The 20085-nt window shown below is 58.9% G+C and carries 16 protein-coding genes, 1 tRNA gene and 1 rRNA gene; 6 read left to right on the top strand and 12 right to left on the bottom strand.

Features of this window, described 5'->3' with window-relative positions; all coding sequences use genetic code 11:
* Positions 1 to 22: 22 nt before the first annotated feature.
* Together A3C3_RS0103170 and A3C3_RS0103165 are read right to left on the bottom strand one after the other, a co-directional pair.
* Positions 23 to 925 (bottom strand): SDR family oxidoreductase, encoded by a 903-nt coding sequence (locus tag A3C3_RS0103170; RefSeq protein ID WP_022713166.1) that lies wholly within the window; start codon positions 923 to 925, stop codon positions 23 to 25.
* Between the two features lie 55 nt (positions 926 to 980).
* Complete coding sequence (locus tag A3C3_RS0103165; RefSeq protein ID WP_022713165.1) at positions 981 to 1706, bottom strand: SDR family oxidoreductase; 726 nt, start codon at positions 1704 to 1706, stop codon at positions 981 to 983.
* A 71-nt stretch (positions 1707 to 1777) separates the two neighbouring features.
* Between A3C3_RS0103165 and A3C3_RS48090 the strand changes: the two genes are divergently transcribed.
* Entirely contained in the window at positions 1778 to 1981 is a 204-nt protein-coding gene (locus tag A3C3_RS48090) for a helix-turn-helix domain-containing protein (RefSeq protein ID WP_312866204.1), read from the top strand.
* A gap of 114 nt (positions 1982 to 2095) precedes the next feature.
* Positions 2096 to 2593, top strand: a complete 498-nt coding sequence (locus A3C3_RS46605; protein ID WP_312866203.1) for a LysR substrate-binding domain-containing protein — start codon at positions 2096 to 2098, stop codon at positions 2591 to 2593.
* Positions 2594 to 2872: 279 nt separating this feature from the next.
* Here the strand turns inward: A3C3_RS46605 and A3C3_RS0103155 are convergent, their stop codons facing one another.
* Positions 2873 to 4153, bottom strand: coding sequence for a HAMP domain-containing sensor histidine kinase (locus A3C3_RS0103155; protein WP_022713164.1), 1281 nt, complete (start codon positions 4151 to 4153; stop codon positions 2873 to 2875).
* Complete coding sequence (locus tag A3C3_RS0103150; RefSeq protein WP_028739361.1) at positions 4153 to 4839, bottom strand: response regulator transcription factor; 687 nt, start codon at positions 4837 to 4839, stop codon at positions 4153 to 4155. The genes A3C3_RS0103155 and A3C3_RS0103150 overlap by 1 nt, the downstream gene beginning before the upstream one ends.
* A 222-nt stretch (positions 4840 to 5061) precedes the next feature.
* Between A3C3_RS0103150 and A3C3_RS0103145 the strand changes: the two genes are divergently transcribed.
* The 4 genes from A3C3_RS0103145 (at position 5062) to A3C3_RS48405 (ending at position 11156) form a co-directional block, all read left to right on the top strand.
* Positions 5062 to 6543: an efflux transporter outer membrane subunit gene (locus A3C3_RS0103145; RefSeq protein ID WP_022713162.1), complete on the top strand. Its 1482-nt coding sequence runs from the start codon at positions 5062 to 5064 to the stop codon at positions 6541 to 6543.
* Positions 6540 to 7616 (top strand): efflux RND transporter periplasmic adaptor subunit, encoded by a 1077-nt coding sequence (locus tag A3C3_RS0103140; protein ID WP_022713161.1) that lies wholly within the window; start codon positions 6540 to 6542, stop codon positions 7614 to 7616. Before A3C3_RS0103145 ends, A3C3_RS0103140 begins: the two co-directional genes overlap by 4 nt.
* The gene (locus A3C3_RS37630) at positions 7613 to 10741 is read left to right on the top strand and encodes an efflux RND transporter permease subunit (RefSeq protein WP_022713160.1); all 3129 of its coding nucleotides are present in this window, start codon (positions 7613 to 7615) and stop codon (positions 10739 to 10741) included. Before A3C3_RS0103140 ends, A3C3_RS37630 begins: the two co-directional genes overlap by 4 nt.
* A gap of 295 nt (positions 10742 to 11036) precedes the next feature.
* Complete coding sequence (locus A3C3_RS48405; protein WP_084796898.1) at positions 11037 to 11156, top strand: TetR/AcrR family transcriptional regulator; 120 nt, start codon at positions 11037 to 11039, stop codon at positions 11154 to 11156.
* A gap of 424 nt (positions 11157 to 11580) precedes the next feature.
* Here A3C3_RS48405 and A3C3_RS0103125 read toward each other — a convergent pair whose 3' ends face one another.
* The 8 genes from A3C3_RS0103125 to rrf form a co-directional block, all read right to left on the bottom strand.
* Positions 11581 to 13008, bottom strand: coding sequence for a type II and III secretion system protein family protein (locus A3C3_RS0103125; protein WP_233450706.1), 1428 nt, complete (start codon positions 13006 to 13008; stop codon positions 11581 to 11583).
* 132 nt (positions 13009 to 13140) lie between these two features.
* Positions 13141 to 15429 (bottom strand): outer membrane protein assembly factor BamA, encoded by a 2289-nt coding sequence (bamA, locus tag A3C3_RS0103120; RefSeq protein ID WP_022713157.1) that lies wholly within the window; start codon positions 15427 to 15429, stop codon positions 13141 to 13143.
* 96 nt (positions 15430 to 15525) lie between these two features.
* Positions 15526 to 16089, bottom strand: coding sequence for an invasion associated locus B family protein (locus tag A3C3_RS0103115; RefSeq protein ID WP_022713156.1), 564 nt, complete (start codon positions 16087 to 16089; stop codon positions 15526 to 15528).
* A 257-nt stretch (positions 16090 to 16346) separates the two neighbouring features.
* Entirely contained in the window at positions 16347 to 17597 is a 1251-nt protein-coding gene (locus A3C3_RS0103110) for an ATP-binding protein (protein ID WP_022713155.1), read from the bottom strand.
* Entirely contained in the window at positions 17594 to 18313 is a 720-nt protein-coding gene (locus tag A3C3_RS0103105; RefSeq protein WP_022713154.1) for a response regulator, read from the bottom strand. Before A3C3_RS0103105 ends, A3C3_RS0103110 begins: the two co-directional genes overlap by 4 nt.
* Before the next feature lie 123 nt (positions 18314 to 18436).
* The gene (locus A3C3_RS0103100) at positions 18437 to 18988 is read right to left on the bottom strand and encodes a hypothetical protein (RefSeq protein ID WP_022713153.1); all 552 of its coding nucleotides are present in this window, start codon (positions 18986 to 18988) and stop codon (positions 18437 to 18439) included.
* A gap of 754 nt (positions 18989 to 19742) precedes the next feature.
* Positions 19743 to 19819, bottom strand: a tRNA-Met gene (locus A3C3_RS0103090).
* A gap of 106 nt (positions 19820 to 19925) precedes the next feature.
* A 5S ribosomal RNA gene (gene rrf, locus A3C3_RS0103085) occupies positions 19926 to 20040 on the bottom strand.
* Positions 20041 to 20085 lie beyond the last annotated feature (45 nt).

The raw sequence follows: 20085 nt of genomic DNA, 5'->3' as shown, positions 1-20085 counted from the left end.
GACGCCCGCGAGCCCGACAGCTTCAAGCCTTTGCGGGCTTGAGTAGATCGCCGAGGCCAACCCGGTGCAGCATCTCGGCGCGCAGCCGGTCAAGAACCGCGAATCCGACATTTGCCCCGTCTTCCGCCGGGTCGTAATGGATGCGGAATGGGCGCTGTCCGAAAGGCGCATTGACGACATCGACGATCATGCCGGCGACCGGTGCCGGATCGGCGTCATCGGGAACAATGGCAGCAAAGACCTCCTGAACTTTTGCGCCGAAACCGGCATAGGGACCGTTAGCTTCGTACTCGGTGAGCCGGATTTCGTCGGCCGGACTACCGGAATGGGCGAAGTGGTTGGTGCCCTTTGTGAACGCGCCGGGTACGACGATCGTCGTCTCGATACCCCAGCGGCTCAACTCGCGGGCATATTGCACGGCAAGCGAATCCATCGCGGCCTTGGCGGCAAAGTATGGCGAGAGGTAGGGCGGGGTGCCGCCAGCCGAACTGGAGCTCGATACCCAGACCAGCAGCCCCTCCCGGCGCTTGCGCATATGCGGCAGGACGGCTCGGTTCACCCGCTGCGTGCCGAGCACGTTGACATCGTATTGCTGGGCGAACTGTTCGGGCGTGAATGCCTCCGCTGGTCCAAACATCATGTGGCCCGCATTGTGGACGACGACATCAATCCGGCCGCTTTCGGCGATGATCTTTTCGGTGGCCTCGTTAACCGAAGCCTCGAACTGCACGTCCAATTCGAGTGGTCGCAGATCGATGTCTTCCTTGCCGGAAAGTTCGGCCATCTGAGCGGCATTTCTGGCATTTCGGCCTGCGATATCGCGCATGGAGGCGTAAACGGTATGACCGGCGCGGGCCAGGGCTTCGGCGGTCAGGCGGCCGAAACCGCTGGACGAGCCAGTGACGAGGGCGATTTTCTTGCTCATGTAAGGATCCTTTTTACTTTCTCGTCGATCGAAATCGTATGGGAAGGGGGCGGCATCAGATGATCCCGCCGTTGGCGCGCAGCACCTGCCCGTTAATCCAGGCGCCGTCGGGGCCCGCAAGGAAGGCTACTGTGTTGTCAAGGTCTTCGGGTTGCCCGAGGCGCTCCAGTGGGGCCAGCCTGGTAAGATTGTCGATAACCGCCTGCGGCTTGCCGTCAAGGAAGAGGGCGGTCGCGGTGGGGCCCGGTGCTACGGCATTGACCGTTATGTTGCGGCCTCGCAGTTCCTTGGAAAGCACATGCGTCATCGCCTCGATCCCGGCCTTAGTAGCCGCATAGACGCCATAGGCAGGTTGATAGAGACCCACCACACTGGACGACAAGTTAATGATCCGACCGCCGGTGCGCAGCCTCGCGCAGTTGATGCTGCCCTTGAGATTGATGGCGATCTGGCCGTCAACGAAGGCCTCGTCGCCATCCGCGATCGTGGCGAGTGTCATAACGCCAGCGTTGTTGACCAGCACATCCACGCCGCCGAAAGCGGCTTCCGTCGTGTCGAACAGGCGGCCGACTGCCGCTGCATCGCTGACATCGGCCTGTGCCGCAAGCGCCTTTCCGCCGGCGCTCTCAATTCGGTCGACCAGTTCCTCGGCTGCCTTCGCATTGCTGGCATAATTGACGACGACGGCATAGCCCTCTCTGGCGAGCCGCCCGGCGATCGCCGCTCCGATGCCACGCGAAGCGCCGGTGACGATCGCGATCCTGTTTTCGATGTTTGCCATTTTCGTTCTCCTTCAAGCGACGCGCAGCAGCGCATTTCGACGAGAACAAGATGGCTCATTGATTTCTTCAGATAATCAGGCATTATCCGCCATCATCATCCGGAGATGGCGAACAATGGACCGGTTCGACGCCATGCGTCTTCACGCGTGTCGCCGAGCGGCATAGCTTCTCACTCGCGGCAGAAGACCTGGGCCTGCCGCGCTCCACGGTGACGGATGCGGTGAAGTTGCTGGAAGGGCGGCTTGGGGTGCGGTGGAGCGCACGACGCGCGTAGTACGTCCAACGCTGGACGGCGAGGCCTATTATCAGCGTTGCATCCGCCTGCTCGCCGACCTCGACGACGCCGAAGTAGGTTTCAGCGGAGCAAAACCGTCCGGTCTCCTGCGCGATCGACCTGCATGGCACCCAAGCGCGCAACTTCCTGCTGCCCACGTTACCGGGCCTCCTGGAGTGCTATCCCATTCATCTTCACATAAGCGAGACACATCAGCCGATGGATATCGTACGCGAGGGTTACGGCTGCATCGTGCGGGTGGGAGCGCTCTCTGACTCCAGTCTCATCCAACGCAAGCTCACTGAACTTGAGCGCGGCGCATTCGCAAGCCCAAGCTACTTGACGAAGTTCGGAACACCAGCGACGCCGGAGGATCTGGAAAACGGCCATCGGATGGTCGATCTGCTGGCCCCCAATATGCCCTCGGTTGCTCCCTTGGCCTTCCAGATAGACGGTCGTGTCCGCGAGATGCTGCTGCTGACCGTCATCACCGTCACTGGCGCGGAAACCAACGTCGCCTCGGCCTGCGCTGGTCTCGGCATCATCCAGGTGCCGCGATACCGAGTTGTACGAACTCGCAAAGGGACGTCACGAGGCCGGAATTCTTGGTAAACCTGGACCATTTGCCCAAGGATTTGGTGGCTGGCCTCGCTCTGCCACCTGTTTTCGTCTTTGATTTGGGCCGAGGGGATGACGCTTTGCGGCAAACGCAAAAAGGGCTCCGATTTCTCGGAGCCCATTGAGTTTGTGGTAATTTTTGGTTGCGGGGGCCTGATGGTACCGAGACTTTCGAAGTTCTCATTCCATCGTTTGATCAGACGCAGGGCGCGACAAGGACACTTGCACAGCATCCCCGCCTTCGAACGCGAACTGGCGTGGCATGCGATCGCTTCACGCAAAATCAACCCATAGGGGAAGGCTCATTCTTATCATCAGGCCCCCTTGCCGCCGGCGCTGTGCCACGACTTCGCCGCCATGGCGTTCGAATGCGTATTTGGTGATTGACAGCCCAAGGCCGAAACCGCCTTCCGAGGTTGATCCGCTTCCCCTGGTGAACGGCTGAAAGATTGCGTCCAGCAGATCTTGCGGCACACCCGGCCCGCAATCCTCGACCGTCAGGAGGAAGCGGTTGGAGTCTTTCCCTGCCGTTATGATGACCTCCGTGCCATCAGGCGCATGCTTGACCGCATTGCGGACGACATTCTCGACTGCCCTATAGAAGAGTTCGCCGTTGACGGTTGCGACCAGCCTTTCGATCCCGCGATACTGAACGGTGAGATTCTTCTGAGCACTCTCGAAGATACTGTCGTCGACGATCGATCGCACAAGTTCGATCAGATCGACCGTCTGCCGCTCGAGCGGCTGCTGCCGGCCCGCGGTCAATCTCGCCAGTGTGAGTATCTCCCCAACGAGATTGTCCATCCGCGCAATCTCGCGCTCGACGCGCTCCATCATTGCCTCTAGACGCGCAGGATTGAGGCGGAGTACGCCAACGGCAGCCTGTAGCCTTGAAAGCGGCGAGCGAAGCTCGTGCGAGACGTCATGGAACAAGCGACGCTGCACCTCCTGAAACTCCTCAAGACGGGCGGCGGTCAGATCAAAGTCATGCGCAAGGGCGGCGACTTCATCACGCTTGCGGTTGATCTTGTCGCCGATCCTGACGTCAAACCGCCCTTGCGCAAGAGAGCGAAGCCCTTCTTTTAGCAACTCAACCGGACGGGTCAGATATCGCGCTATCCACAGAGCCGCGCCCGCGGCGGCGAGAAAGGCCGACATCCAGGGCGCCAGCCGCGGAACGAGGCGGGACAGCAAGCCGATCTCGTTCCTCTCGACCACCACCCGGTAGCACGACGAACCACTCGAAACCATCCGTTGGCTATCGGTGTTTGCCGCCGTCTCGGCACAGTCGATCGCCGGACCGATTGCCTGAACGAGAAGCTTGACGGCAACGCGATTGGCCGAGGCTGCCTCGGCAAACTGCTGCGCTGCGGTTGGACCATTCTTCTCGAGCAAATAGACCGCCGAATCGAGAGCGAAATACAGGCGTCCACGCTCGACCTCCTCCTGAAACGGGAAAATTCGTACGAGGTAGACGGTTGTGAACATCAGGATGATGGAGGCCGTTACCGTCAACCAGACGATCAGAAACGCTTTTCTATAGAGCCTTTGCATCACGTTTCCTGCACCAGCTGATAGCCTTGGCCGCGGACGGATTTTATCCAGGAGGAACCGTCTGATCGCAGCCCCAGCTTTTGGCGTACGCTGCTGATGTGAACATCGATCCGCCGGTCGAAAGGGGTGAGGCCCCGGCCAAATGCGCGGCGCGATATTTCCTCCTTCGCCACAAGATGTCCCGCCTGACGGACAAGAACTTCCAGGATACTGAACTCGGTCCCCGTCAGATCCAGCGCCTGGCGTTTCCATTCTGCGGTGCGGCTGGACGGGCGCAAGACCAGGTCGCCCGATTTCAGGAGTTCAGCATCATCAACCGTCTTTCCGGCCGTCCGTCTCAGGATGGCGCGGATACGGGCGGCCAGTTCGCCCGGGGAGCATGGCTTTGCAACGTAGTCGTCGGCTCCGAGATTGAGGCCCGATATGCGATCGACATCGTCGCCCTTGGCCGTCAGCATAATAACGGGGACATTGCTGAGCCTGCGGATGCGCTGAAGAGCGTCTATCCCGTTCATCCTCGGCATCATCACGTCAAGAATGATGATATCCGCGCTGTTGCCGGCCGCGTCTGCGATGCCGAGACGCGCATCATCGGTGGTTTCGACGATGAACCCTTCTTCCGTGAGGTATTCACTGAGAAGCGAAGTCAGCTCGGTATCGTCATCAATGAGAAGAACTCTTGTCATTCCGCGGTCCATTAGATTCTGATGCTGCCATAGCGGCCGCCGCCGGGAGAGAAAGAAGATTTACGCAACTTTACCTTCTCTTAACAGCGCTTAACGCTGAGATCACTATTGACTGCCTCATCGCACGCAGATCCGGAGTCAATTTTGATCAATCTTCTGGCGCAGCCAAATCGATATTCTCACGCCAATCCAACGCTTCCATCATTAACCTCATTTCGACACGTGGGAACGACAGCGCTGGTCGCTGCGCTGTCTGTTCTCTCTGGCTGCGTTGTAGGGCCTGACTATCAGGCGCCCAAGATGGCGCTCGCCGACAAATGGCATGCCACTGGAGCTGCGAAGACCTCATCGCCTGCCCTTGCACAATGGTGGCAGCGTCTGAACGATCCCATCCTCAATGATCTCGTTGAAAAGGCTGTCGCATCGAATCTCGATGTCGCAAAGGCGAAAGCCAGTATCCGCGAAGCACGCGCGACGACGCGGCAGGAATATGGTTCGCTCCTACCTTCCGTCTCGGGATCCAGTTCGGCCACGCGCGATCGCGGGCAAGTTTCCGGTTCGGAACCGACTGTCTACTCACAGTATCAGGCCGGGTTCGACGCCTCCTGGGAAATCGATTTGTTCGGCAGCACACGAAGAGGTGTCGAAGCTGCAAAATATGGTGAACAAGTAACGGAGGAGCAACTTCGCGACACGCTGGTTACCCTCGTCGGAGACGTTGCGTCCTACTATGTCCAAGCGCGTGAATATCAGCTGCTGACCGCGCTTGCGCAGCGCTCAGCCAAATCCCAACGGGAAACTGCAAGGCTGACCAGAGAGCAGATCGATGCGGGCATCGTTTCGCGTGTGGATGTCGCCAAGGCGGAGGCTCAGGCGGCCTCGACGGAAGCGGATATTCCCTCCTATCAGATCACCTATGCGACATCGGTCAACCGCCTCGCTGTTCTGCTCGGGCAGTCCCCGATGACGCTCGACGCAGTCATGCGCAAGAGCAAACCAATCCCTTTTCCGCCGTCAAAGACGGCTGCCGGCGTACCGGCCGATGTGTTGACAAATCGTCCCGATGTGCGCGCTGCCGAACGCCAACTAGCTCAGGCGACTGCAAAGATCGGGCAGGCCGAGGCAAATCGCTATCCTTCCCTCAGCCTCACGGGTTCGATCGATACTTCGGCTACCAACCTTGCCGATCTCGGGAAGAAGTCGACCATCAGTTGGTCCTTCGGCCCCCAAGTCAGCGTTCCGATCTTCCAAGGCGGACAATTGAAGGCCGCGGTCGACGTGGCCAAGGCGCAGCGAGATGAATATTTCTTCGCCTATCAGTCTTCCGTGCTCGGGGCGATGGAAGATGTCGAGAACGCAATCACCTCGTTGAACCGCGCGAGATCGCGGCTGGCGTCACTCACGAAATCGGCTCGCGGCTATCGCGAGGCCTCGTTGCTGTCTAAGGAGCTTTACGAGGCTGGTAGCATCGATCTCTTCGACGTCCTGGATGCCGAACGCTCGCTTTATTCGGCAGAATCAAATGCCATCCAGGCGCAAGCCGACATCGCCACCTACTACATCGCGCTGAACAAGGCGCTCGGCGGCGGATGGGCGGGACCAGTTGATATCGGGCAAAGCCCGGTCGCCGACACCAACGAAGGACCGCATCTAGCGTCCAATCCGGCCGGCGGTCTGAAAGCTGCTGCGAGGAGCCCGCAATGAGACGTATATCTCTCCTGTTCCTCGGCAGCTTCGCAGCGCTCGCTATCGACGCCTATCCAACAGTGGCGCAGACCCAGCCGGGACACGCTGCTGCACTAACGGTAAAGACGGCCCAACCACAATATGAGCAGTGGCCGCAGAATATCCCTGCAAGCGGCTGGCTGCAGCCATGGCATGAAGCCGTCATCGCGTCGGAAACAAGCGGGCTGCGCATCGACGAGGTTCTGGTCGACGTAGGATCGGTCGTCATAAAAGGCGACCCGCTCGTTCGTCTGAATTCCGAGACCGTGAGCGCTGATCTGCGCAAGCAGGTGGCAGCGGTTGCAACGGCACAGGCGGACCTTGCCAAGGCAAAGGCTGATGCAGATCGCGCACGCCAGATCGGGCAATCCGGCGCGCTCTCGGATCAAAAGCGCACCGAATATCTGATCGCCGAACAGACAGCGACCGCCAGTCTTCAGTCCGAACAGGCGGGCCTTGAGAGCGAGCGCATCAAACTGGCGCAAACGACGATTTCCGCTGCAGACGACGGGATCATCAGCTCGCGATCTGCCTCGCTTGGAGCGGTCGTGTCGTCGGGGACGGAGCTGTTCCGGCTGATCCGGCAGCAGCGCGTCGAATGGCAGGCAGAGGTCTCCGCGCGCTTTCTCCCGCAAATAGACGTCGGCCAGACCGTCGAAATCTCCGCGCCTGGAGGCGAGCCTCTCCAGGGACGGGTCCGGCTGGTCTCTCCGACGGTCAGTAGCGAGACCGGCCGCTCGATCGTCTATGTGGAAGTCCCGGCACAGCCGAAGCCGCGCGTCGGCCTCTACGTCTCCGGCGAGATCAAGATCGGCACCGAGCGTGCGCTCACAGTTCCCGAGACCAGCTTGGTCTTCCGGGACGGCATCAACTACGTGTTTGGGGTCGACGAGCAGAAGCGCGTGCATCGCATGCGTGTCGAGATCGGGCGCCGGCGTGACCAGCGCGTAGAAATACTGTCCGGCCTGACGGGATCGGAGCAGATCGTGGAGTCGGGCGGAGCATTCCTCTCCGACGAAAGTCTCGTCCGCATCGCGGAGGAGCAGAAATGAACTTTTCGGCCTGGTCGATCAAAAACCCCGTCCCATCAATCCTGCTTTTCGTCCTGCTGACAGTCTGCGGCCTGCTCTCCTTCGAGAAGCTTCAGGTCCAAAACTTTCCGGATATGGACCTTCCCACGGTGAAGATTTCCGCGTCGCTCGAAGGAGCCGCTCCCACGCAGCTGGAGACCGAGGTTGCCCGCAAGATCGAAGACAAGCTGGCTTCGTTGAGCCTCCTCGATCACATAACGACAACCATCACAGATGGATCGGTCGCTATCAGTGTTTCCTTTGAACTGGAAAAGGACAGCGAGGAGGCCCTGAACGAGGTTCGCAACGCCGTCGACAGTGCGCAGGGAGAGCTTCCCTCCGAAATGGAATCGCCGACTGTCTCGAAGGTTTCGGTGCAGTCATCGCCGCTTGTCACCTATGCGATCCGGTCGGACAAACTCGGCGAGACCGAGCTTTCCTGGTTTGCAGACAATGATCTCACCAAGGCACTTCTATCAGTCAGCGGCGTCGGCGAAGTCAGCCGGCTTGGTGGTGTCGACCGTGAGGTCCATGTCGATCTTGATGCGAACGTTGTGACATCGCTCGGGGTGACGGCATCGGACATCTCGTCACGACTTGCTTCTGTCCAGGCCGACCGGTCTGGCGGCAGGGCTGAGGTCGGCTCAACGCGCCAATCGATAAGGACCTTCGGAGCCGTTCAATCAATCGAAGAGCTATCCGCACTATCGATACCTCTCTCGAATGGAAAGAGCGTCCGGCTCGAAGAATTGGGGACCGTCACTGACAGCTACGCCGATCGTTCGTCAATTGCCTATCTGGATGGCAAGCCGATCATCGCCGTCGAAGTGAAACGTTCCAATGGATTTTCCGACACCGCGGTCGCGGACGCAATCGAGACCAAGATCAAAGCATTTTCTGCCGAGCATCCCGAAGTCGAGATCACCAAGGCCTACACGACAGTCGAGCCGATCGTCGAGAACTACGACGCTTCCATGCACATGCTGTACGAAGGCGCGCTTCTTGCGGTGATCGTCGTGTGGCTGTTCCTGCGCGATTGGCGCGCAACGTTCCTGTCCGCAGCCGCGCTTCCGCTTTCCATCATTCCGACCTTCCTCGTGATGCATCTGGCGGATTACAGCCTCAATACGGTGACGCTGCTGGCCCTCTCGCTCGTCGTCGGGATCCTCGTCGACGATGCCATCGTCGAAATCGAAAACATTGACCGCCATCTTCAGATGGGCAAGTCTCCGATGGCTGCGGCTTTGGAGGCGGCCGACGAGATCGGCCTAGCCGTCATTGCGACGACTTTCACGCTGGTCGCAGTCTTCCTTCCAACGGCATTCATGAGCGGTATCCCCGGCCTGATTTTCCGCCAGTTCGGCATTACCGCCGCCGTTGCGGTCCTGGCATCCTTGCTGGTTGCGCGGCTCCTCACGCCGATGATGGCGGCCTATGTGATGAAAAATCACGACAGCCAGCATCGGGACGGACGGATCATGGGCGCCTATCTGGCGGTCGTGCGAACGTGCCTCAGGCACCGCGTGCTGACGATGCTGGCGACCTTCACATTGCTTGGCCTGTCGGTCTCAGCCATCCCGCTGCTGCAAACCGGCTTCCTTCCGGCGTCCGATGACGCACAGACGCAGGTCACGCTTTCCCTGCAGCCCGGAGCCACGCTCGAGGCGACCGATGCGATCGCCCAGCGCGCCGCTCACATAATCTCCGGCGTCAGAGACGTCCGCTCCGTTTTCACCGCTGTCGGATCGGCTTCCTCGGGCGGCATGGATAGCTCGACGACCACCGACGTCACACAGGCGACCTTGGTCGTCGACTTGACGAAGATAGACGAACGCGACCGCAAGCAGTCAGAGGTGGAGGCCGATATACGGCAGGCACTTTCGGCCCTTCCCGGAGTCAGGGTGGAAGTTGGCACTGGCGGCAACGGCACGAAGCTCGAGATCACCTTGGCCGGTGATGATGCAGATAGCCTGGATCCGGCGGCAGACGCACTTGAAGGGCAGTTGCGGTCGATAGAGGGCATCGGAGCGGTCACATCGAGCGCCTCGCGACAGGCCCCTGAGATCCAGATCACACCCGACTTTGCAAGAGCGGCCGCCTTGGGCGTGACATCGGAGGCGATCGCGGATGCCGTTCGGGTATCAACGAACGGCGACTACTCCAATTCGATGGCAAAGCTCAATCTCCCGCAGCGCCAGATTTCCATCAGGGTGCGCTTTGATCCGCATACGCGGACCGACCTCGATGCTCTATCGCGCATCCAGGTCGCCGGCACAAACGGCAAGGTCGCTCTCGGCAGCGTTGCTAAGATCAGTATTGGAGGAAGCCCGTCTGAAATCGACAGACTCGATCGTGCCCGCAACATGACCTTGTCGGTCGAACTGAACGGCCGGATCCTCGGTGATGTGAACAAGGAAGCCCAGGCACTGCCGGCGTTGCGCCAGTTGCCGCAGGGCGTCTACCAAGTCCAGCAAGGAGAACTGCAGCGCAGCTCGGAATTGTTCGAGAGCTTCGGCACGGCCATGGCAATCGGCGTGTTCTGCATCTATGCGGTCCTGGTCCTTCTGTTCCATGACTTCCTTCAGCCCGTCACCATCTTGATGGCGCTGCCTATGGCTTTGGGCGGAGCGCTTCTTCCACTGGTGCTCACGGGCACGAGTTTCTCGATGCCGGCTGTGATCGGCCTCCTGATGCTGATGGGCATCGTTTCGAAGAACTCAATTCTGCTCGTCGAATACGCCATCATGTCACGGCGTCAAGGCGCAACGCGATACGACGCACTGGTGGACGCCTGCCACAAGCGTGCGCGACCGATCATTATGACGACCATCGCAATGGGTGCCGGCATGCTTCCGGTTGGCCTGAGCCTTAGCGGCGGCGATTCAAGCTTCCGTCAGCCCATGGCAATCGTCGTGATCGGTGGCCTTTTGACGTCAACCTTCCTGAGCCTCTTGGTCATCCCCACCGTCTTCACCTACATCGATGATTTTCTTCAACTTCTTAAACGCCCCTTCTCGCGTGGACGTCAAATACCGCCGCAGGCGGCGCCGGCTGTGGTCTGTCACGACAATCACTCAAGCGAGGATAATGTGAGGAGATTGAAATGATCACAGAACGCTTGCTGTTCTTGATCCCGGCCACCGCGCAGTCGCCGGCAAGCTTCTTCAAGCCATGGCGCTTCAACACGGCCCGCAGGCATATCGTCCAATGTGCGCTGGAACGGTGTCAGCCATCAGGATCTCACCCCACAGCATGGTGGCAACCGGAAAGAGGGGCAATACGCCTGCCCCTCTTTCCGCTCTCTATCTTGGCGCCGTCGCCAACCCTGGATCGGTCCTCATGAAAGGCCAGGGATATCGCGATCCCGCTGTTTGCCAGTCCGTCTAGGCGAGCGCTCCCAGTGTGTTTGTAAGGCACGGGTACGAAAGCACGTCGCTTGGCAAGATCGCCGACGCCGCCGGCCTCTCCCGCGTGCTTGTGCGTAGCCAATTTTCTGGAAAGGACGATTCCTCGCCTCAGTGATACGGTCCAGCTATATAGGCGAAGAGTATGAAGGAGATGACGATCAGCAGCCGGTCACGGAATGGCCGGAGCGCTTCTTCAGGATCGCTGATGGCAACGGCGCAATGACGGACAGCTGGTTTGAGCTTTTGTCCATATGACGGCCGGAACGCCGAAGACTTGCCGGCTTGCCAATATTTTCCTGGAGAACGGAGTGCTGGCTGCACCCAGGCGCCTGGGCGCATCTGTCCAAACAGACGACCCAGGTCGTATCGAGCTTGATGATCCGGAAAGCAACGCCCGTTCTTTGGTCGACGCCGTATGGGGACGGGCTCCTGGGCATCACGCCTCGACCCGGATTTTGCCGATCGCGGCTCCCGGCTCCAGCATATGAGGTTCTGCATATCGGTCTTTTGCCGCGGCATTGCTTCAAGCCGGACGTCGATCATTTGTAGATAAAGCCGACGGAACCCTGATAGCGCCCGGGTGAAGCGTCGTTGCCGTTGTTTCCATAGATCTTGTTGACGCGATTCAGAAAAAAGGCTTCGGCGTCATCCGCAGGCGAGAAATTGTCTGCCGGTTGACTGAGGTTTGCCTGTCCGACCGGCCGAACAAGGTAGGCGGTTGCTATGATGACAATTTCGCTCTCGACGATCTCGTTCGTCTTCTGCCGGAAAAGCGCGCCAATAACGGGGAACTTCGAAAGACCGGGCGTGCCGTTGGTCGTCTGCGAGACGTTGTTCTGCAACAACCCGCCAAGCACGAGCGAGCCGCCTGACGGGATCTCGATCGACGTTTTTGCAGAGCGCTTCTGATAGGTAGGCACAGACCCGGAAACCGATGTCGTGGGCTCCGAGACCTTTGCCGAAATCTCCAAGCTTATTCGCCCCGCCGACAGGACGACAGGCTTGAAAGCCAGGTCGATGCCATAGTCATAGGCCGTGTAGGTCGTGTTTCCATCATCATCGGTCGTCGAGTAGAGCGCTTGGCCCCCCGAGCTGAAGCTCGCCGCCTGCCCTGATATGGCGGTCAAGGTTGGTTCTGCGAGCGACTTGACGACTTTCGCCTGTTCCAAGGCGTTCAGATACACTGAAAGGTCGTATCCCCCCAGAGAGCCCTTGAAGAGCGCCGCCAGGCCCCCCCCGGTTGTTGCGGTCGAGGCATCGCTGGATGAAGAGCCTAGCTGCGCAACCGCGACACCATTTGAACCGCTCACCACATGATCGAAGCCGATCTGCTTGAGGATATCACGCCGGATCTCAGCAACGGTGACCTTGAGCGTGACTTGATCCTCTCCCTGGATCTGGAGCAAATTGACGATCTGCGAGGTCTGCCTTGCCTCGGCAAACAAGGCGACCGATCCCTGCCCGCCTCCACTGCTCGTCGCGGTTTCGCTCCGGGTTGTCGCCTCCCCGCCCTTCAGAAAAGCAGTCGCAAGATCAACAGCCCGTGTGGCATCGAGCGCTGACCTGACCGTCCCGGTCAAAACAATATTGTCGGAGACAATTTCCACTGTGATTGCAGCGTCCTGGATGAACCTGTTCAGATTTGCTTCCAGACGGGCGACATCGCGTTCCACCGTAATGTCGAGCGTAAGGGCCGGCACGCTGTCCGGCCCAAAGACGATGATGTTGGTTTGCCCGACGGACTTGCCGAACAGGTAGATGCGGTTTGCTGAGCGAATGACAGCATCCGCCACCGTAGGGTCAGCCACCAGAATGTCGTGGGCGCTTTCCGGCAGATCGACCACAAGCGCTTTGTTCAAGCCAAGCTTGAGGTGGCGATGGTCGTCGCTGTTTCCATTGCGGATCGTCACCACCGCGTCGGATCCTGCCGCAACCGGCTGCGGCACCGCAGCGAGCACGACGAGCATCACTGCCGCGCCGGCCAGGGACGCTTTTCTTTTCTCGGATTCCAGGCCCATGTCAATTCCCAAACCTTCTTTAGCGACCATCGAACCATTGAGTAAGATTGCCGGGTGACCCGGGCGCCCCCTCCTCCGATGTCAAAATGCTGAGTTGACGCCGATCTTGAACCGCTCGAGCTCGTCGGACTCTTCGTAGGCAAGTGGAAGGGCGTAATCGACGCGAAGGGCGCCAAAGGGAGAATCCCAGACGAGACCGACGCCGACGGAGGCCCGCAGTGATCCATTGTCTCCCTCGACAACGTCAGATCCCAACACCTGAACCCGGTTGGCGAAGAGCGTCCCTGCATCGGCGAAGAACGTGCCGCGGAAGCCAGCATCTCTCGGCACCGCAGGCAGTGGGAAACTGACCTCTGCAGAGCCATAGAAATACGAGCTGCCGCCGAGCGTCTGATCGTCGGCATCCGCAATTCTGGCGCCGATGCCGCGCTTGGCAAAACCGCGTATCTCGTTGCCGCCCAAGCTGAACTGGTCGAACGTATTGAGGCTACTTCCGAAAGCGAAAATCTGTCCGCCACCAAGCGTCAGAGATCCAATGACATCGGCGTCTTCGGCGAGGAGCTCGTAGTAGCGAAGCTTTCCCGTCACCTTGAAATATTGCGAGTCGCCACCGAGCCCCGCGAATTCTTCGGTCAGCGTCGCGTAGATGCCACTACGGGGTTGCTTTACGGAATCGAGGGAGTTGAAGGTCAGCGTGTTCGAAACCGAAGAGCGGACCCATGGGCCGTCATCGATCAGGTGTTGGTAGGTTGCAGACAGGTCGCTGGAATCGCCGCCATAGTCGAGATAGGTGAGATTATATCGGAACGTGCTCGCCAACTGCTCGTTGATCGGCGCCGTCACGCGCAACGAAAGTCCGGCCTGGTCCAGATCATAGTCATCGTAGGACGTTTCCGAGTAGTTGAGATCAAACCCCGCTGCCAGGTGATAGCCCAGGAAATAAGGCTCGGTGAACGCAAGGCTGTAGTTACGGCTATCGTCGTCATCCCATCCGCCGCTGGCTGCGAGCTTGATGTATTGGCCGCGACCAAGGAAGTTGTTTTCTTCCACCGATGCCTCGAGAACGGGTCCATCCGACGACGCTCCGGCACCGATGCCAAAGCTGCCTGTGGAACTGTCCTCGACATCGACGGTGAGAACTACTCTGTCGGCAGCACTTCCCTGTGTTGCTGTGATGTCGACGGATTTGAAGAAGCCCAGCGCCTCCAGGCGCCGCTTGCTCGCCTCGATCATCTGCCGGTTGTATGGGTCGCCTTCGCTGACATCGAACTCGCGCCGGATGACATAGTCTCGGGTCCGTGTATTGCCGCGGATGACAATTCGCTCGATATAGGATTTCTCGCCCTGATCGATCTGGTATTCGAGCGAGATCGTGTTGTCTGCCAGATTGTGGGTGGCTCTTGGGGTGACCTTTGCGAAGGGAAATCCCTGTGAGGCGGCTACGTTCGTCAGGCTCTCGACGGATGTCTCGACGCGGTCTGCATTGTAGCGCTCGCCCTGTTTCGTCCTTAGGGCCTTCTCAAGCTCGCCATCTGGCAAACCGTTGATATTGGAGAGAACGGCAACCTTTCCAAAGCTGTATAGCGGCCCTTCGTTTAGCGTGAACGTCAGCGCGTAGCTTTTATCGGACGGATCGAAATGCGCTTCGGCCGACAAGACTTCAAAATCGGCAAATCCGTGCGTGGTGTAGAAATTCGCGAGCGCCTTCTTGTCCGCCTCCAGCTTCTCCTCGAGAAACACGTCCTTACGTGTGAGGAACGACAAGAGGTTGCTTTTCTTCAGCCCAATGACGGAGGACAGCCGCTCGGCGCTGAACGCACTATTGCCGATGAAGTTGATTGAATCGATCTTGGTCTTCTCACCCTCATTGATCGTGAAGGCGACATTCACGTAGTCGGGGGACAGGACCATTGTTTTTATGCCGACATCAACATCGGTCCGCCCGGTTGCCGCATAGGCTTGCTTGATCGCTTCGATGTCTGATTTGATCTGCGCTTCATCGTACGGCCCGGTCGGCTTGGTCTTGACGATCAACGCCAGATTGTCGTCCTTGATCTTCTGGTTGCCGTTGAACACAACCTGATTGATCAGCTTGTTCTCCTCGACGACAACGACGAGCTCCTTTCTCGCGACAGTGATCCGAACATTCTTGAACTGGCCGAGAGCGTAGAGCTGCCGAATGGAATCATCGATATCGCTACCGGCAAACTCGACGTTTGGCCAGATTGTGATATGCGAGCGGACAAACTCAGCCGAGGTCCGCGCCGCGCCCTCGACGACGATGGATGTGACGGTTTCGGCCCTTGCCACCGCTGCCGTCAGGGATGCGACCGACAAGCTGCCGGCAATCAGGATTGAGCTTTTTTTCACTGAGCTGTTCCATTCATTTCGAGGCGTTGCGCCGCAGCAGCCAAAGATCGTGACGGCTTGAAGGGCCTGTCCGATTGATGATCATCCCGGACCGGGCTACCGGGAGCCCTGCAAAGCCATGAGCGCGATGCTTCTATCCAGCGCCTCTGGAAAGCCGCTGAGCGAGATCGAAAAATTCACCGGAACGCCTTGGCCGACAGCGGAGAACCCGGACACTTTCAACGCCCTGCCCGTTCGCAGGCTCGTCATGAAGGTCTCGTCGAAGGCAAGCCGGGCGACGCACCCCTCGGGAAGGCATGTGTGGATCCTGATGACCCGCCGCTGCAGAGAGCCATCGACGGCAATTGACGTTTCCTGATCGATAGCAATTCCAAGCGGCAGGACAAGCATCCCGCCCAGGCCACCGCCGTCTGGAACGCCGATCTCGACATAGAGAACATCCTGCCGCCGCCGGGTATCGATGAGGCGCTGCTGGAGCGTGCAGCGCGTCTTGCCGATCGTTTCGGCGCATGCCACCCGCCAGTCGTTGTAGTCTTCCTGGAACTGCACGACCCTGTCGGTAGGACTGACCATGGCTTGCGTCAGAACAGTTCCGGCAGGCGCGAAGGCAGACATCGAAAGTGTTCCGAAGGCAAGAAGCGCGGAATAAGCAATATCCATGACGGCCCGGTTTCCTCGATGGTACGTGGGGGACGGAGGCTAGGGCGGTTCAGGGTGCCGTGGGGAGACAAGACCCTAGCCTCCTAGATCGCGTGCGATCTGTCAGGAGCTTTCCATTTCCGGCACGTCGAGAGTTCGGCGCGAATGTTATGAAATATTGCTGGCAGATTACATTTCTTTGCTGGCAAGGATTGCTGGCTTGCAACTCCGCCCGGCGCACGCGAACCGTGGCGCCGGCGTGCGTATGCGTTCAGCGCCTAGCAGGCGGGAAAGGTAACGACCTGGCGCAGGCCGCTGCCGTCCTTGTTGGCAAGCTCAATCGTTCCACCAGCGCGAGCGATGATTTCGCGGGCAATCGCAAGTCCCATGCCCGCGCCTGCGAATTGCTTGCGCCTTGCCGCATCGACCCTGAAAAAGGGCTCAAACACCTGAGCAATCAGCGCTTCGGGGATACCAGGCCCCTCGTCTTCTATGATGACAAAAGCGGAAGGCCCGTAAGACGTCACAGAGACTGTAGCCCCGCCGCCGTGAGTGGCGCTGTTTACGATAAGGTTGGAGAGTGCTCGCTTCAATGCAAGTGGAGCCGCGTTGACCACCGCATGGTCGAGATGATGGACGTCGGCTCTGTGTCCCGCCAGCGTGATAGATTCGACCGTATCGGCAACGAAGCCATCGAGCTCTATCGGCTCAATGGAATTCGGACTGACTTCTTCACGCACGAGACTGATGGCGCTGTCAGCTATTTGCTCCAGCTCGTCAATATCCGACAGCCACTGAGCCCGGTCGTCAGCATTGTCGATGAACTCGGCCCGCAGCCGCATACGGGTCATAGGCGTCCGCAGGTCGTGTCCAGCTGCCGCGACAAGCCGCATGCGGCTTTCGATCGCAGTCTTGAGATGCTGGGACAGCCCGTTCAAGGCCTTGGCCGTCATTCGCGCCTCGGCAGGTCCAACTTCAGGTATCGGGGCCATGATCCCGCTGGGGCCGATCGAGGACATCGCACTGTCGATCAGACGGAAAGGCATCGCGATCTTGGATGCCGCAAATACCGAGATGATTGAACTGCCGGCGGCAATCAGCACAATCCAGCCTGCGAAGACATAGCCCCCCGAGCGTGGAGGCGCCGTGTCTGAAAGAGGAACCCTTAGCCAGCGTCCGTCCTTCAGACGAATTGACGCCATCATCTCGGAGGGCTGCGCCGTCTTCACCACACGCACTTCGGTCAGAAGGCCGGCGTCGTGGATGGCGTCCGCAAGGATATGAGATTCCATCTCGTCTGCCGGCCCCGTGAACGGTCCGTCCGATATCGTCCCGCCCATTGCATCGACGAGTTCTTCCTTCTCCATGGCAACGTAGGTCAGGGCCTTTACGAACCGCACTGAGACTTTGAAGAAGCCCGCCCGCGACGGAGGCTCAAAAACTGACATCGCGGCCAAGGTTGCCAAAGCGACGACCGCGACAATCGAGATGACGAGGAGGATAGCTATGCGCGCCCGCAAAGTGCTCATTGCTCATCTCTTTCAGCGCTGACCCGAGCGGTGAACTGATAACCGCCATTTCGTATCGTGCGAAACAGCACTGCCCGGGAGAATTCCGACAGCTTTCGCCGCAGCCGGCTCAGAAGCACGTCGATCGAGCGATTAAAAGGATCGCACTTGCGGCCGGCTGTCAGGTCCAGGATTTTCTCGCGCGTCAGCAGTATTCCCGGACGGTCGAGAAAGATCTTGAGCAGATCAAATTCCGCACCGGTCAATTCCACAGGCGAGCCATAAGCGGTAGACAGGCGCCGGACTGTCGGCTCAAGTGTGAAAACGTCAAACCGGTATCTACTGACCGGGCGGTCTTCGACGGTCGCCCGCAGGTATCGCCTCAATACCGCATTGATGCGCGCGATGAGCTCACGGGGCACGAAAGGCTTAACCATATAATCGTCCGCTCCGATCTCGAGCCCGATGATCCGGTCGACATCCTCCTTCAAGGCTGTCAGCAAGATAATCGGGATCTGGTTGCCGCGTTCACGCAGCGACTGGCAGAGCGTCAACCCGGAGCGGTCCGGGAGCATGACATCCAGCAGGATCAGGTCCGGTTTGGTGGATAGCAGAAGCCGCTCACACTCGTCGCAACTTGCGGCAACCGATGTGCGAAATCCCTGCTCTTCGAGATAGCGGCTCGTCAGTTTGCGAATCTCGGAATCATCGTCGACGATTAGAATATGCCTGACCATAGGAGATACCAATAGGATCGGCCGGAGCGCGATACACCGCCTCTCCGGCTCATGCAGATGAAATGAAATTGGGCCGGTTGGTTCATCTTGATGGCTGCCGGAAAGCGCGCACCGTGCCAGCACTCACCATCTCGTGAGCGGAGAATTCATGGGCGCCTCAACGATCCGCCGGGTTGTCCGCATCGCGTTGCTGGCGATTGCGCGAAGGATCTCAAGTTCGCCCGAGCGCTCGAAGGCGACAGCGACCGCAACCTCATGCCACTCGCGCGAAGGTTCGTCTGCTTCCAAGCCGTGATCCGCGACCGGCCGAATATTCGCTTCAGCAAGCCGGTCCCGCGTCTCGCAGGCCGGCAAGCAGGATTGAAAATCAACGAGGCCCTCGGCCCTGTGCGTCGGCTCATTCCTTGATCTGTTGACGCCTGCGTCCGGGGGAATAGGGACAGGAATTCGTGAGGGTAGGTCTGCAAGCACGGTTTTGGACTGCCTGGCAACTGCTGCCAGGACGTCATCCTTGTCGAAGCGGCTTAGCAATGGCGGCGCTCGGGAGACAACCACTTCAATGGCCGGGACCGACCGAACGCTCTCAAGCGTACTCGCATTGATTAGCCAGCTTGCCGCCAGACCGGCACTGGTCACGCTGAAGAGCAGGAAGCTGCTGCGCAAAATAAATGGCATGGTCTTCAAACCTTTGCTGAGATGGCGAGCGCGATCACACGAGGAAATCTTGTCGCAAACTTCTCGGAAACGTGGTCGGAAATGGGCAACATGTTTTCGAGTTTTTCGGAAACGGCCTGACGGCCAACGAGGCCCTGGAACAGGCGTCCAGCAGCCGTGTCGGTTGGACCAAGGGTATCTCTGCTTGGCCCAACCGATGCTGCCCGCCATTTGGCGGTGGCGGAACGATCCCCTTGTGCCAGGCTCGCATGGCGACATTCCGGTAGTTTTATTGCGGATGATTTCAAAATATTGCCTTGTGTGACGTCATCATGTGTCCAGGACGCCGGAACTAAGAGAAGTCAATCGTCCAATTTCCCTGATCATTGGCAAAGGCCCCCGGTCCGACCTTGCGGCGACCATAGACCGGGCATGGATTGAAGAGGTAGGAGTTTTGCAAAACTTGCCTTTTCTTGACATCACTTTACGAAATGATGCTCTGGTACGACGTGGCGTGGTATTTAATGAGGTAATCTCTATCCCCGGTTCATCGATGAACTCCGCTTCTGCCTCAGCACTGCTGCGATCTCAGCCGCATTTGACCGCCGCGAGGAGGCGGGCCACGTCCTGATCGAGCCGCATTTAGAGTTGCGGGGGGAGCGTTTGACTGGTGTATGAACGCTGACCGAGGATTTATACTAGCCGCGTGCTGGGAGATTGCGAACGCAAAAAGGGCTCCGATTTATCTCGGAGCCCATTGAATTGGTATGGAATTTGGTTGCGGGGGCAGGATTTGAACCTGCGGCCTTCAGGTTATGAGCCTGACGAGCTACCGGGCTGCTCCACCCCGCGTTATTGTTTTTTTGAGCGGAAGGGACCGCTTATGTTTGCGGCGTGTTTTTATCGGCTTAAGGCCGATGTTTTGTGTTGAGAAGATTGTTTTTGTTGCGTTTTGCAGACCTGGCGGCGACCGACTCTCCCGCGTCTTGAGACGAAGTACCATAGGCGCTGGGGCGTTTCACGGCCGTGTTCGGAAAGGGAACGGGTGCAGCCACCCCGCCATAACCACCAGGTCAGCGAAGCGCAACGATTTGAGAAGCTGGTGAAGTTTTCACTTC

The organism is Rhizobium mongolense USDA 1844, from assembly GCF_000419765.1.
GTDB classification, from domain to species: Bacteria; Pseudomonadota; Alphaproteobacteria; order Rhizobiales; family Rhizobiaceae; genus Rhizobium; species Rhizobium mongolense.
Note: the sequence above shows the minus strand (reverse complement) of the source record. Positions and strands in the feature narration are given on the sequence as shown.

What these genes read in the sequence shown, in the direction of transcription:
- A3C3_RS0103170 (WP_022713166.1), bottom strand. Translation starts at nt 925, where the DNA reads ATGAGCAAGAAAATCGCCCTCGTCACTGGCTCGTCCAGCGGTTTCGGC.
- A3C3_RS0103165 (WP_022713165.1), bottom strand. Translation starts at nt 1,706, where the DNA reads ATGGCAAACATCGAAAACAGGATCGCGATCGTCACCGGCGCTTCGCGT.
- A3C3_RS0103155 (WP_022713164.1), bottom strand. Translation starts at nt 4,153, where the DNA reads ATGCAAAGGCTCTATAGAAAAGCGTTTCTGATCGTCTGGTTGACGGTA.
- A3C3_RS0103150 (WP_028739361.1), bottom strand. Translation starts at nt 4,839, where the DNA reads ATGACAAGAGTTCTTCTCATTGATGACGATACCGAGCTGACTTCGCTT.
- A3C3_RS0103140 (WP_022713161.1), top strand. Translation starts at nt 6,540, where the DNA reads ATGAGACGTATATCTCTCCTGTTCCTCGGCAGCTTCGCAGCGCTCGCT.
- A3C3_RS37630 (WP_022713160.1), top strand. Translation starts at nt 7,613, where the DNA reads ATGAACTTTTCGGCCTGGTCGATCAAAAACCCCGTCCCATCAATCCTG.
- A3C3_RS0103125 (WP_233450706.1), bottom strand. Translation starts at nt 13,008, where the DNA reads ATGCTCGTCGTGCTCGCTGCGGTGCCGCAGCCGGTTGCGGCAGGATCC.
- A3C3_RS0103115 (WP_022713156.1), bottom strand. Translation starts at nt 16,089, where the DNA reads ATGGATATTGCTTATTCCGCGCTTCTTGCCTTCGGAACACTTTCGATG.
- A3C3_RS0103110 (WP_022713155.1), bottom strand. Translation starts at nt 17,597, where the DNA reads ATGAGCACTTTGCGGGCGCGCATAGCTATCCTCCTCGTCATCTCGATT.
- A3C3_RS0103105 (WP_022713154.1), bottom strand. Translation starts at nt 18,313, where the DNA reads ATGGTCAGGCATATTCTAATCGTCGACGATGATTCCGAGATTCGCAAA.
- A3C3_RS0103100 (WP_022713153.1), bottom strand. Translation starts at nt 18,988, where the DNA reads ATGCCATTTATTTTGCGCAGCAGCTTCCTGCTCTTCAGCGTGACCAGT.